Genomic DNA, 11,957 nt, shown 5'->3' with positions numbered 1-11,957 from the left:
AATCATTTTCACTACATGAAATTAAAGTAGTTAATGAAAATAGAGCAACTGTGGCAGCTGCTAATAAAATTTTAATTTTTTTCATAATGTTTATTTTTTATGGGTTAAAGTGTAGGCGAATATAAATATTATTTTTAGTTTGTGAAATAATATTTATGTATTTTTTTTTTCAATACTCTAATTAATAGTTATTTGTAATTATTAAATATCATTATTAATGCAAAAGTATAGGAGAAAAACGACAAAACTCGACGTGTTAAAATAAAAGCTGAAAATATTCGAAAAAGTTTATTGCTCAGTAGTTTTTTTTACGCCTACACCAAATTTGTTATAAAATAACAAAATAGGAAAAATTTATCTTTAGGACATGCAGGTGGGCGACCGCAACTTTATTTTAGATAATGTAATATTATTAATCCTTTCTCTATAGGATTTACAAAGAATTGAAAATTTACAAGTTCATACATGTCAGATTTATGGTAGCAATAAAAGGGAAAAAAATAAAATGTTTAGATTAAAAAGGAGTACTGAATTTCAGCACTCCTTTTTATATTGATAATAATTTAGTATCTAGGCAAATTCGAATTTATCTAATTCAATATGCTTTTCTTCAAACTCTTTTTCGGCTTCTCTTAGATCGTAAGCAGTTTGTAAGCGAATCCAAAATGCAGCATTACCTCCAAAAACTTTGGAAATTCTTATTGCCATAATGGGAGTAATTGCGCTTTTACCGTTAACAATATTAGATAAAGTAGGTCGTGTAATACCTAGAAATTTAGCAGTTCTATCAACTGTTAATTTATTTGGTTTAATAATCTGGTTCGAAATAATTTCACCAGGATGCGTATTGTGCTTGATAGCACGAACTATAGGTTTCATATAATAAAATTCGATTTTTCGGTTCTACAATCTTAATGAGTATCTAATAGATCTAGATCATAAGCATTTTTACTTTCAAATCTAAAAATGATGCGATAATTACCAGTAACGTCCACAGACCAAAACCCTTTTAATTTCCCCTTTAATGGATGCAATCGCAGTCCTTTAAAAGGCTCAAAATCTTGAGGAACTTCTTCAACACTATCAATAATATCTAAAATTTCACGTATTCTATCAATCATTTCTGAGGGTAATTTACTAGAATCATCTTTCGTCCAGTATTTTTTTAAGCCTTTATGCGTTATAGAATAGATCATTACTCTTATTAATTGTAAGGTGTAAAGTTACGCATTACGTTTTAGATATGCAAATTATTATTTATTTTGAAAAAATTTCAGTTGTCAATTCCTCAGTCTTCTTGTTTTTTTCAAAACACTTGACGTTCGTTGTTCTTTTGTTCAATTTTTTAAGATTCGGATATTTACAGAGCAGACGATATCAAAAAAATAAAATAGCATAAACAAGAAAATCCGGAATTACTTCCAGATTTTTATTTTAAGAAAAAGAACTGTTCAGATTTTGTAAATCCTGCCGTTAAGTTGTTCAGATTTTATAAATCCTGTTCTTTTCTAAAGCAAAGATATGTATTATTAATTTAAAGGTTCACCAAATAATAACATATCAACATCATGTCTAATTTTTAGTTCAGACCAGGAAATATTTTTATTGTAGGACAATTTATCTATTTTTTCATCTTGCTTTTGAGCAAAATAATGCAATCCTAAAATAGACACAAAGTTTAGGACAAGCAATGCAATGATTAAATTTTGTTTAGATACATTTTTCATATTTATTATTTTTAAAGTTATTTTTATCTAATTCTAATACTCAATTTCATTATTCCAATTCTTTCATTACTTCTTCACGACTTACTTTAAAATATGTTCTTTCAATAGCATTTAGAACAAGAGTTTTAATATCTGTATTTTCTTTAAATGCTTTTTCCCTTAAAAACTCATAGGTATCTAAAGGCATATTCATAAGGAATTTTTTTGTCAATGGTTTCTCTTTAACAGGGACGACCATTTGCAAAGGTGTTTTTCTTTCTTTTGTAAGATTTTTTGCAAAATCGCCTAATTTAGTAGGTTTTCCCATAATATATATGTATATACGGATATATGATTTTAAATTCTTTCCAATACTTCACGAGTTAGGTTTTCTATCTGAAACTTGGCTTTTTGGTCTGTAATTTCATTATTTATTGCAGAACGAGTAAAAGCTACCAAGTCGGAAATGTAATTTTTTGCAATTGGGATTTTATGCTTTTCCATTGCTTCGTGCATTTCACCGGTTAATGTGGTATTTGGTTTTACCATATTAAAAACAATTAACGCCTTTTTTTCGCTCTTTGAATCTTTAATAATACTTATTGTGTCTTCTATTGCTAAGAGGTCATAAATTCCGGTTTTTGTAGGTATTACAATAACATTTGCCAACTTAGCCAATTCAGGAAGTTTCTCATTAAGATAGGGCGGAGTGTCAATAAAAATAAAATCGAAGTCTGATTTTAAGACATCATTCATTTCATCTGCAGAAAAAACTGGAATATCTGATGCCGTTCGGGAACGCCATAAAGAACCCTGTAAATCCAAATCTATAATGCAGACTTTAACCTCATTATTTAACGCTAAAGCCATATTAAAAGTCAGGGTAGACTTTCCTACACCTCCTTTTTGGTGCGTTGTTAAAATGATTTTTGCCATATTATATATACGTATGTGTGTATTTACGTATATACAAAAATATGCAAAAAAAATTAATTTATTTGTTATTCAATTAGATATATAATTTTTGGTTGTGATTTGGCAAAATGGTGCGAGGAATTGTACCATTTTTTTATTTTATTCTCAGTTTGATACCCCTACAGAATGAAAAAAGACAGCTAAAAAACCGTCTTTAAAAAACACAAAATGATGAAAATTGCATTTCTGCAACTCTGCAATATAAATATATTCTTTTTTCCGAATGTATGTTGAGAGAATTTATAATTCTCCTCAACATACATGAGTAGGCGAAGCCGATTTATGCGCAATCAAAAAAAACATTGCTTTAGAGGTCTTTAAACTTCCGGTACTGCTCAATTCCCATTTTTTCTATTACAAAATCTTCCATCCCGATATCTCTTTTTTCTCTAACATATCGGGTAAAGGATAAAATACTTTTACAGGCTTCATATCCTTTGGACTGCATATCTTTTCTAATGTTTTCTTGCAGACCCTCTAACCATTCTGTATAATCTTCCAAAGTAGGTTCTATGGGTAGATGATGATAGAGATAGCTTGCATTACCGTAAGAAAACAGCAAAGAATGATACTCTTTGTCTTGTTCTGCAAGGTTACTAATGAAATTTTCCTGCGCTGTATTGTATTTTTCTAAAGGATGTTTTACGGTTATCATTTGATAAAGATATAATATTTATGGTTTGGAGCTTAAACCTGTTATAGTCGAAAAAACAATTCTTCCCTTTTTTTCTTTGTGTTTTCTCCTTCTCCATACAATAATTGGAGTATAGAAAATTTTATATAAAAAATTATTTTCTTTTTTTCTGTCAATTTCTTTTATAGCAGTTGAAATAAAATTTTCAATGTTTTTATAATCATAGTACGCAATTCGCAAAAGATTAATTTTCTTTTTTTTACAATAATTGTTCTTTTTTAAATCACTTGAAATTGTTTCCAAAAATTTCTCTAAGCCTTTAAAGTGATTGACAGCTTCAAAATGTTGTAAACCGTCAAATTCAATGCATAAATTATATTTTGGAAGATAAAAATCATAAGCTAAACTTTGTATATTTTTCAAGTTTGGAAATGTTTTTTCTTTGCTGAATTGCAGTTTATGAAGAAGCAAATATCTCTCTACTTTTTTCGCTCCTTTTGATTCTCCTGGTTTACATTTAGGGCAAGTAGCAGTAGATTCTTTTATATGTTGTTTATAATGCCAACTAGGAGTATTACAATTTTTGCAAATTAGATTAAATTTTATTTTTCCCCTTCTGTCTCTACCAATTCTATTATTATATTCAAATTCATCTTCCAAATTTGCAGAAAAAATTAATTGTCTAATTTCGGATATATAATCTTCTGCAGTTTTTCTATATTTTCTTTTTTTATTACAATGATTACATCCTCTCTGGATTCCTATATTGGTTGCTGATTGTATGAAAGGCTCAGTATGGTCTAAGATATTGCAACCTAATTTTACTAAATTATTTCCAAAATCATCTTGCAGTATCTTTCCTTTTTTATCTTTTAAAAAATCAATGATGTAGTAATTTTCGCTAATAATTTTATCATTAGAGCTTTTGATAATCGTTTTTAAATCCTCAATACACAAAGATCTAATTTCACTTCTTATCTCAGAAAGACATCCCGAGCAATTATAAGATTTATCTGATTTACTATTTGCACTTATAGAAAATACAGGATTTTTACCGTTTTCATCTTTATGTTTCAAGCATTCTACTTTTACCATTTTTTTATTTTCTTCATTAAAAAAAACTTTTAATGGTTTATAAAAAAACTCTCCTGCAATAAATTTTTTTGTAAGATCGTTGAATGTATTTTCTATATTAATTTTCCTTTTCTCTTCATGTTTTTTTTCTTTTTTCTCTTCCCTGCATTTTTTACAATCAGGTGTATATCCATGAAAATGACCATTTAGTGTCTGAGTTATATTTGTTTCTTGATGAAGAGTACAATCTAAAGTAATAACGTTATTTTCAAAGCCTTTAATATTATAAATATCTCCAAAGAGTGTTATAGATTTTTGTTGAATACTATCGACTGTATATTTACTATTGGATTCCGAAAAACAACCGGAACAATCAGAGGGCTTAGCCTTATAATCTAAATTAGTATTTACTAGATTACCATGTTTATTACAAAAGGCAACTACTTTTCTCCTATAATATTTGTCGGGTTCCCCCACATGTAAAATAGTATAGGCTCCAACACCATGATGCAGATCATACATTTTTTGTACATACTCTTTATTTGTTTTATGTTCTTTGTGTTTTCCCATGTGGTATTATATATTGATCCAATCCTTTTTCTTTGGCTTCAATGAAGTTGTATAATTTTTAAGGTTTAATTTTTTACAGGTAATATTCCTTTTTTCTGATAAACACCCACCAAGTAGCCGACAGAATTTTCAATTTTCAGTTTTCTCTGTCTTATTTTCTCATTCAACTCTGTAATTAAGATGTCAAAATTGGATTCTTTTTCTTTTCCGGCAATCAACTCTGCTTGTATTTGAGAAAACCCGTAAACGACCAGTTTTGATATGTATTTTTGATTATCTATGCTTTCTTCAAAATTTATTATCAGCTGTTGAGCCATTTTAGCGTTAACATAGATTTCAACCCATCGAAAAGAACGCCCCTGTTTTATCAATTTATAATCAAAATAAATGTCGCTTTCTTCATTGATTTGTTTTTTAGCAATATCCAAAACATTTTTTCTAAAAGCAGATATTTCTTCAAACTGTTCTTTCCCTTTTTTATCAATCAATCCAAGCATTTTTTTGAGTTCTTCAATCTCAAATCTTTTTTTACCCACTGAACGCCATTGACAACCCAATGCATATAATCTTTTGGCATATTTAGAGGTTACAGAAAGTGTAGATTTAAGCTGTAATGCAGTAAAGTTGCTTTTTAGCTCAAAAAAGTAGGGAAGTGCAATTTCTGATAATTTAACTTGAATACTTCTTTGCCCCTTCAAATATTTGAAATATTGAAATAACACAAATTGCGTGTAACTTTCTGAATCTTCAACTTCGAACATTTTAGTAAGAATAAGTTCAGTACTTTTTGTCAATTGGTTTATTTGCCATTGTCTGCCTGTTATAGCCTCAATATCGCTTGTGTGTATAGTATATTCTGTTTTTCCGATTTCTAATTGAGCCAAAATCATAAAAAGAAGATCTAATTGACAAGCTGTAAAATCATAACGTCCGGAGGTTATAGCATTATGTTGCATAACAACCTTATCCTGAAGATTAACATCTATTAGTTCCATGAAATATTTTTTCAAAAATACAAAAAGAAGTAATTAAAACAATGCTTTTTTTTAAATGTTTTTTTATCGTGATAAAAACTTCTTTTTCCGTGATAAAAACTTCTTTTTCCGTGATAAAAACTTCTTTTATCATGATAAAAACTTCTTTTTCCATGATAAAAACTTCTTTTTAAAGCTGTAATTTATTGAAAATCAAAAATTTACAATGCCTTAAAATACTAAAGTATTAAAGTATTAAATCTTTTAAAGAATACGTTTGTTCAATCGGACTTTTATCTTTTCTATTGGAGTAAAAATTTTCTGCCATTCTGTCTTATGCAGGGTGGAAGAAAAACAAAAAAACGAGAAAGAGAGATTCAAAAAAATCAGGTTGCGGGCGGATATTATGTGTAGCATAACATTTTATTTGTGATAGATTTTGCCTATATATAGAACAAATTAATCCTTTTTTATTGTTTTTGTATTTTATAAAAATTAAGTTAATTATTGTAAATATGATAATTGTGAATTATTAAATTATTTTTATAATTATAATTTTTATTAGTCCTCTTTTTTTATGTATCGTACGATACATTTATCACCAATTTATTTTGAAAGGATAGTTTTTATTCATTTTAATTATCCTTTATTTATGTTATTTTCCTTTTTCAGTCTTCTTTTTTTGAAATAATAATTATAGAATAAGTTCTAATATATATAATTAGAAAATTTTTATTACTTTTATATAGTTAAAAAGGTTAATGCTGAATGGTCAAGAAGTCTAAAAAGATATACAAAACCTTTCAGGTATTTGTCTACTTTTTACTTCTTGGTTTGTTCCTATCGTCACAAACGGAAAAAACCGTGTTTTTTTAAATATATAAATTGTTCAAATGAATATAGATGATATAAACTTTTCAGATGATTTTTTAAAAGAGTTAGAGAAACTCGAGGGGGCAATGCAGGAGAGTACCAGAAAAGAAGAAATCCGTAAAAAAAGAGCAGAAGGAGGAAAATTGGGAGGAAGACCCATATTATCAAAAAAAAGAGAATTTCAAAAAAATGTTAGATTAAATGAAATTGAAAAAAACGAAATAGAAGCTCTTGCAAAAGCATACGGAATTACTGAATCTGAATTATTTCGTAGAAGTGCATTAAATATTTCATTACCAAATCCGGAGAGAAATAAAATATTATCTGATTATAAAACGCACTTCAGTAGGATAGCAAACTTCTTCAGAAATGATGTTTGGAATGAAAATGAAAAAAATGATTTTAAACAAGAGCTGAAAGAAATTATTAGTTTAATTAAAAGCAATCTTACAAGATGATAGCTAAAGCAAAATCTGTAAAAGGTAGTTTAGCCGCAGCATTATATAAAGAAAGAGAGGATAAGCAACACGAATTTATTTGTCAAAATAATATGATTGGGGAGAACGCCAAAGAGCGCTGGGAAGAAATGAGAGATATAGCAAATCTTAATTCCCGGACAGAAAACAAATATATTGAAAACGTTATAAGTCCTCCTAAAGAAATAGGCGAAAAGCTTACTAAAGAAGATTGGGAAAAAATAGCAAAAGATTACGCTGAAAAAATGCATTTTGGAGAGAATCAATGGTATGCTGTTAAACATAATAATACAGATGAACCGCATTTACATATTATAGTAAATAGGATAGATTTTTCTGCAAAAAACACTATTAATAGTCAATATATAGGTGAGAAATCCGGAAAGGCTGTAGAAGCAATGTCAAGAGAACGAGGATGGAAAACAGCTCAGGAATTTGCGAAAGAGAAAAAGGAAGAGATAAAAGCTTCTCTGCAAAATTCTGTTGGTTCCTCCAGGAGTTGGGGAGAAGTGGCGGAGAAAATGAAATCACAGGGGTATCATTTAGAATTAAGTTATAAAGAGGGGAATAAACTAAATGGAGCACGAGTTATTCCTCTACAGGAATTTAAGAATAAAGAAGACATGAGCAGGAGAGAGGAACTCGCAAAAAAAGGCTACAAACTATCTGAAATAGACAGAAAAACCAAAATAAGTGACTTAGATAAAAAGCTAAAAGAAAACGAACTAAAACAAGCAAAAACGCAAAATTATGGAAGAAGCAGATAAAACAAAGAATCCGTTACAGGTGCTTTTAGAAGAAATACATGTTTCTAATCAATTAATTCAGCAGGAATTTAAAACGTTCACTTTAAACCAGGAACAATTTATTTCTCAAATTTCGGAGAAAGGAAAGGATCTGCAGAACCATACAGAAACAATTGAAAAATTAAGTCAAGCCATTAACCGGGATATCTCAAAAAGCTATCAGCAGAACCGAGAAGATCTCAAGCAGATCATGGAAGCCGGAACTGAAAAAATAAAATCAATCTCTGTTAGTTTGTCGGCTCAAGATCAAAACAAAATAAATAAAATAGAATCTATTTTTAATCGCTTTTGGAAACTGCCTGTATTTCTACTAATTATTTCTTTAGTGATATCCGGAATAGCTTCATATTTAGCAGTTAATTTTTATTCTACAAGTGTTAAAAGTAAAGAAGATTTACTTTCTGAGTATGCAAAAAACGGTTATACCATTACTAAAAAAGAAAATTTAGACAATCTAATTTACAATAATGATAGGTTTAATGAATGGGTAAAAGAGAATCCAAATGACAGCAAATCATTTAAACTCTGGTTGAATAAACAACAGGAGCAGGAAAAGCAGAATAAAAAAACTAATACCAAATAAAATGCAAAAAATAAAAGGTCTTTTAATGTTAGTCGCATTCATTGCGATTTTAATTAGTGTAGTATTTTTATGGGCTGTAATATCAAGTGTTCATTCAGAGCTTTTCTCGGGAATGAAAGAGGGATTAAGTGAATTAGTCACACCTCAAAAATATTCAAGAGGACAAGCGTTTTTCAGATTTATTGGTGCATTCGGCTTTTTCCTAATAGTAGTATTTATAGAATTAGGAGTTCTAAGAATTTTTTTACCTAGAATATTTAAACCAATATTTAATTTTTATAAAATGATTGTTACATACCCTTTTCTTATCGTGTGGAAAGGAATAATGTCTAATCATAAAAAATCCTCTGCAGAAGTTGAACAAAAATTAAAAGCAAAGAATGTTTTAACTCTTGAGACTAGTAAAAATGAAAAAATAGAGATTACAAATCCTTTTAGAGGAATCTTAGTTATAGGAGGTGCAGGAAGTGGAAAATCAGAAAGTTTTGCGATTCCATTTATCAGAGAATTTTCAAAGCAAAATTTCACAGGAATTATTTATGATTTTAAATTTCCGACATTAGGGCAGGAAGTAGAGAATTATTACACAGAAAATCAAAGTCCTGTAAAACGCTATTATCTTAATTTTGGAAACGCTGAATTATCCCATAGGGTAAATCCGTTAAACCCTTTATATATGCCATTTTCAGCATACGCAAGGGAGTACGCAAGTGCAATTATTAAGAACCTCATGAAAGAAAGCATCCGGAAAGAGGATTTTTGGAGCAGATCTGCAACGGATTTACTTACTGCAGTAATTTGGTATTTAAGAAAAAAACACCCTCAATATTGCGATTTGCCCCATGCTTTGGCTCTTCTTCAAAACCCTTATAAAGAATTGATTGAGAGACTTTGTGAAGATAAAGAGGTTCGGAGTATGATTATTTCCATTGCTACTGCAGTAGAAAGCGGAGCGAGTGAACAGATAGCCGGAGTAGTAGGAAGTTTACAGGGAGCTGTTGCACAAATTAATACTCCGGAATTTATGTGGATTTTTGGAGCTGATGAATTTGATTTACGGTTAAATAGTTTAGAAAACCCTAGTATTATGGTTGTAGGAAGCCATCCTACAATATCCGGAACAATTGCGCCTCTTTGTAGCCTGGTTACTTCTGTAGGTTCTAAAATGATGAACCAACCGGATAGATTGCCATCAACTGTGATGCTGGATGAATCACCTACGGTATTTATTCCGAATATAGAAGTAATTCCGAACACAGGGAGAAGCAATAAAATATCGACAATTTTATTCGTTCAGGATTTAAGCCAATTAATTGATGGTTACGGAAAAGAGAAAGCAGATGTATTGTTTTCTGCTTGTGGGAGTCATTTTTATGGAAGGGTTGCAAGTAGTCATACTGCAGATATTTTAAGTAAACAGTTTGGAAAAGAAGACAGACTTTTTGAAACTAAAAGTACAAATAAGAAAAATACATCCATATTACAGAATAATAAAGGGAAAAGTTATTCTTACCAGGAAAGAGATGTTTTTAAGAGTTCCGAATTTATGAACTTAGGAGTAGGAGAGTTTGTAGGACGCATTGTAGAAAATGAAAATCCTTTGATTTATGCTCAATATAAAATGAGTAAAACAAATACAAAGGTAGATTTAGCAAGTGTAGTTCCGAGAACTAGTCCAAGAAAAATACAAGAGTATTACGAGAGAGTATCAAAAGAAGCCGAACAAATTTTAAAAGGAGAATTGGAATATCCAAAGGCAGTAAACAGAGAAGAACTGATTAAACCCACATTAGAAGAAGAGCAGGAAAGAAAAGAATCACAGGACGAAGATTTTAATTTTATTAAGAAAGTAGGCGGAGAATAGATAAAATGAGAAATCAATCGGAATACAGAATTTTATTAATTGAGTATAGATCAACTTCGTAAAAGAGTATATTTATATTACATGGTTATAAAAATTACGATATTACGTTTCCTCAAATTTCCTAACTGTTGTGAATTTTAAGCACAAAAAACTCCTACAAAAAGTAGGAGCTTTTAATGAGTTATTTATCTTTTATATAACTTAAAATTATTTAAATATTTCTTAAATAATGACCATATGAATAATACAATTAAGCCTAATAAAAATTCTATATAGAAGATAAATTCTATATAGCTAGTAATTAGCAATATAAGGATGAAAAATCCTATTAAATAACTAAATAAATGTTCCTTTTTTAATAAGACTAAAATACTATAAATAGAACTACCAAATATTACTGAAATTATAAACTTGGTGACTGGAAATTCCATATTTTTAGTAAAGCCACCAGTTATAATAACAATAAAGAATATAGGAGCTATAATTTTATAGATTCTTTTCATACGATTATTTTTGACAATCTTCTAAACATGCAAGTGCTTCATACCCAGCTACGGCAAATCCAGCCGTTCCACATGCCCATCCTGCCCATAAAGCAAAAGGACCGGCTACAGAAGCACATGTAGCAGCCCCTGTTGCTGTGTAAAATACCATTTTTGCTCTTCCTAGTTTCGAACAAGTAGAACATTTAACCTTACTTCCTAAACTTATCTCATTGTAATATAAATCACTTGCACTTTCTATAATGTTGTATAGATCAGTCTGATTATATTCGTACAACTGAGGAAATTTAGAATATATTTGCTTTGAATGATAATTGAGTTTAGTCTTAGCATCTGTTACTTCTTGTTGAGTATATCCTGATAAAGAAATAAAATAAGCATCATCTTTCTGAGATTCTAAAGTTTCTCTATTAAAATTAGCTACAAAATTTTGTTTCTTTGGCATTTCTTCAAAAAAAACAATCATATCAGATAAAGCTCTAAAATCTACATCCTCAGACAAAGCAGTTGGTAAATCTTTATCGCTTATTCTTGCCATAGTTTTTGAATCACCTTTTGCAGTAGTCGTGTTTTGAGTTAATTCTGAAGAATCATTTTCACTACATGAAATTAAAGTAGTTAATGAAAATAGAGCAACTGTGGCAGCTGCTAATAAAATTTTAATTTTTTTCATAATGTTTATTTTTTATGGGTTAAAGTGTAGGCGAATATAAATATTATTTTTAGTTTGTGAAATAATATTTATGTATTTTTTTTTTTCAATACTCTAATTAATAGTTATTTGTAATTATTAAATATCATTATTAATGCAAAAGTATAGGAGAAAAACGACAAAACTCGACGTGTTAAAATAAAAGCTGAAAATATTCGAAAAAGTTTATTGCTCAGTAGTTTTTTTTACGCCTACACCAAATTTGTT

14 protein-coding genes are annotated in these 11,957 nt (G+C 29.2%); 4 read left to right on the top strand and 10 right to left on the bottom strand.

Features of this window, described 5'->3' with window-relative positions; genetic code table 11:
- Nucleotides 1-570 precede the first annotated feature (570 nt).
- The 9 genes from ACM46_RS22720 to ACM46_RS23460 all read right to left on the bottom strand — a co-directional run bounded on the left by ACM46_RS22720 (nt 571) and on the right by ACM46_RS23460 (nt 6,108).
- Complete coding sequence (locus ACM46_RS22720; protein ID WP_048508968.1) at nt 571-879, bottom strand: HigA family addiction module antitoxin; 309 nt, start codon at nt 877-879, stop codon at nt 571-573.
- 32 nt (nt 880-911) lie between these two features.
- The gene (locus ACM46_RS22715; protein ID WP_048508967.1) at nt 912-1,196 is read right to left on the bottom strand and encodes a type II toxin-antitoxin system RelE/ParE family toxin; all 285 of its coding nucleotides are present in this window, start codon (nt 1,194-1,196) and stop codon (nt 912-914) included.
- Nucleotides 1,197-1,529: 333 nt separating this feature from the next.
- The gene (locus ACM46_RS22710) at nt 1,530-1,727 is read right to left on the bottom strand and encodes a hypothetical protein (RefSeq protein ID WP_048508966.1); all 198 of its coding nucleotides are present in this window, start codon (nt 1,725-1,727) and stop codon (nt 1,530-1,532) included.
- Between the two features lie 49 nt (nt 1,728-1,776).
- A complete protein-coding gene (locus ACM46_RS22705; protein ID WP_048508965.1) occupies nt 1,777-2,034 on the bottom strand; it encodes a hypothetical protein in 258 nt (85 codons plus the stop codon).
- A gap of 29 nt (nt 2,035-2,063) precedes the next feature.
- Complete coding sequence (locus tag ACM46_RS22700; protein WP_048508964.1) at nt 2,064-2,642, bottom strand: ParA family protein; 579 nt, start codon at nt 2,640-2,642, stop codon at nt 2,064-2,066.
- Between the two features lie 346 nt (nt 2,643-2,988).
- Nucleotides 2,989-3,336, bottom strand: a complete 348-nt coding sequence (locus ACM46_RS22695; protein ID WP_048508963.1) for a hypothetical protein — start codon at nt 3,334-3,336, stop codon at nt 2,989-2,991.
- Between the two features lie 18 nt (nt 3,337-3,354).
- Nucleotides 3,355-4,959, bottom strand: a complete 1,605-nt coding sequence (locus tag ACM46_RS22690; RefSeq protein ID WP_048508962.1) for a hypothetical protein — start codon at nt 4,957-4,959, stop codon at nt 3,355-3,357.
- 65 nt (nt 4,960-5,024) lie between these two features.
- A complete protein-coding gene (locus tag ACM46_RS22685) occupies nt 5,025-5,954 on the bottom strand; it encodes a replication initiation protein (protein WP_048508961.1) in 930 nt (309 codons plus the stop codon).
- Nucleotides 5,935-6,108, bottom strand: coding sequence for a hypothetical protein (locus ACM46_RS23460; protein ID WP_157859475.1), 174 nt, complete (start codon nt 6,106-6,108; stop codon nt 5,935-5,937). Before ACM46_RS23460 ends, ACM46_RS22685 begins: the two co-directional genes overlap by 20 nt.
- 718 nt (nt 6,109-6,826) lie before the next feature.
- Between ACM46_RS23460 and ACM46_RS22680 the strand changes: the two genes are divergently transcribed.
- Genes ACM46_RS22680 through ACM46_RS22665 form a run of 4 tightly spaced genes read left to right on the top strand, consistent with a single transcriptional unit; the run spans nt 6,827 to nt 10,535 of the window.
- Nucleotides 6,827-7,264, top strand: a complete 438-nt coding sequence (locus ACM46_RS22680; protein ID WP_048508960.1) for a plasmid mobilization protein — start codon at nt 6,827-6,829, stop codon at nt 7,262-7,264.
- Nucleotides 7,261-8,049: a relaxase/mobilization nuclease domain-containing protein gene (locus tag ACM46_RS22675; RefSeq protein WP_048508959.1), complete on the top strand. Its 789-nt coding sequence runs from the start codon at nt 7,261-7,263 to the stop codon at nt 8,047-8,049. The genes ACM46_RS22680 and ACM46_RS22675 overlap by 4 nt, the downstream gene beginning before the upstream one ends.
- Nucleotides 8,033-8,671 carry a hypothetical protein gene (locus ACM46_RS22670; protein ID WP_048508958.1) on the top strand — a complete coding sequence of 213 codons (639 nt, stop codon included), beginning with the start codon at nt 8,033-8,035 and terminating at the stop codon, nt 8,669-8,671. The genes ACM46_RS22675 and ACM46_RS22670 overlap by 17 nt, the downstream gene beginning before the upstream one ends.
- 1 nt (nt 8,672) lies before the next feature.
- Nucleotides 8,673-10,535 carry a type IV secretory system conjugative DNA transfer family protein gene (locus ACM46_RS22665; RefSeq protein WP_083997504.1) on the top strand — a complete coding sequence of 621 codons (1,863 nt, stop codon included), beginning with the start codon at nt 8,673-8,675 and terminating at the stop codon, nt 10,533-10,535.
- Nucleotides 10,536-11,042: 507 nt separating this feature from the next.
- Here ACM46_RS22665 and ACM46_RS22655 read toward each other — a convergent pair.
- Complete coding sequence (locus tag ACM46_RS22655; protein ID WP_048508955.1) at nt 11,043-11,711, bottom strand: hypothetical protein; 669 nt, start codon at nt 11,709-11,711, stop codon at nt 11,043-11,045.
- Between the last annotated feature and the right edge of the window lie 246 nt (nt 11,712-11,957).

This window comes from Chryseobacterium angstadtii (genome assembly GCF_001045465.1).
Classification (GTDB): domain Bacteria; phylum Bacteroidota; class Bacteroidia; order Flavobacteriales; family Weeksellaceae; genus Chryseobacterium; species Chryseobacterium angstadtii.
Note: the sequence above shows the minus strand (reverse complement) of the source record. Positions and strands in the feature narration are given on the sequence as shown.

What these genes read in the sequence shown, in the direction of transcription:
- ACM46_RS22720 (WP_048508968.1), bottom strand. Translation starts at nt 879, where the DNA reads ATGAAACCTATAGTTCGTGCTATCAAGCACAATACGCATCCTGGTGAA.
- ACM46_RS22715 (WP_048508967.1), bottom strand. Translation starts at nt 1,196, where the DNA reads ATGATCTATTCTATAACGCATAAAGGCTTAAAAAAATACTGGACGAAA.
- ACM46_RS22710 (WP_048508966.1), bottom strand. Translation starts at nt 1,727, where the DNA reads ATGAAAAATGTATCTAAACAAAATTTAATCATTGCATTGCTTGTCCTA.
- ACM46_RS22705 (WP_048508965.1), bottom strand. Translation starts at nt 2,034, where the DNA reads ATGGGAAAACCTACTAAATTAGGCGATTTTGCAAAAAATCTTACAAAA.
- ACM46_RS22700 (WP_048508964.1), bottom strand. Translation starts at nt 2,642, where the DNA reads ATGGCAAAAATCATTTTAACAACGCACCAAAAAGGAGGTGTAGGAAAG.
- ACM46_RS22695 (WP_048508963.1), bottom strand. Translation starts at nt 3,336, where the DNA reads ATGATAACCGTAAAACATCCTTTAGAAAAATACAATACAGCGCAGGAA.
- ACM46_RS22690 (WP_048508962.1), bottom strand. Translation starts at nt 4,959, where the DNA reads ATGGGAAAACACAAAGAACATAAAACAAATAAAGAGTATGTACAAAAA.
- ACM46_RS22685 (WP_048508961.1), bottom strand. Translation starts at nt 5,954, where the DNA reads ATGGAACTAATAGATGTTAATCTTCAGGATAAGGTTGTTATGCAACAT.
- ACM46_RS23460 (WP_157859475.1), bottom strand. Translation starts at nt 6,108, where the DNA reads ATGGAAAAAGAAGTTTTTATCATGATAAAAGAAGTTTTTATCACGGAA.
- ACM46_RS22680 (WP_048508960.1), top strand. Translation starts at nt 6,827, where the DNA reads ATGAATATAGATGATATAAACTTTTCAGATGATTTTTTAAAAGAGTTA.
- ACM46_RS22675 (WP_048508959.1), top strand. Translation starts at nt 7,261, where the DNA reads ATGATAGCTAAAGCAAAATCTGTAAAAGGTAGTTTAGCCGCAGCATTA.
- ACM46_RS22670 (WP_048508958.1), top strand. Translation starts at nt 8,033, where the DNA reads ATGGAAGAAGCAGATAAAACAAAGAATCCGTTACAGGTGCTTTTAGAA.
- ACM46_RS22665 (WP_083997504.1), top strand. Translation starts at nt 8,673, where the DNA reads ATGCAAAAAATAAAAGGTCTTTTAATGTTAGTCGCATTCATTGCGATT.
- ACM46_RS22655 (WP_048508955.1), bottom strand. Translation starts at nt 11,711, where the DNA reads ATGAAAAAAATTAAAATTTTATTAGCAGCTGCCACAGTTGCTCTATTT.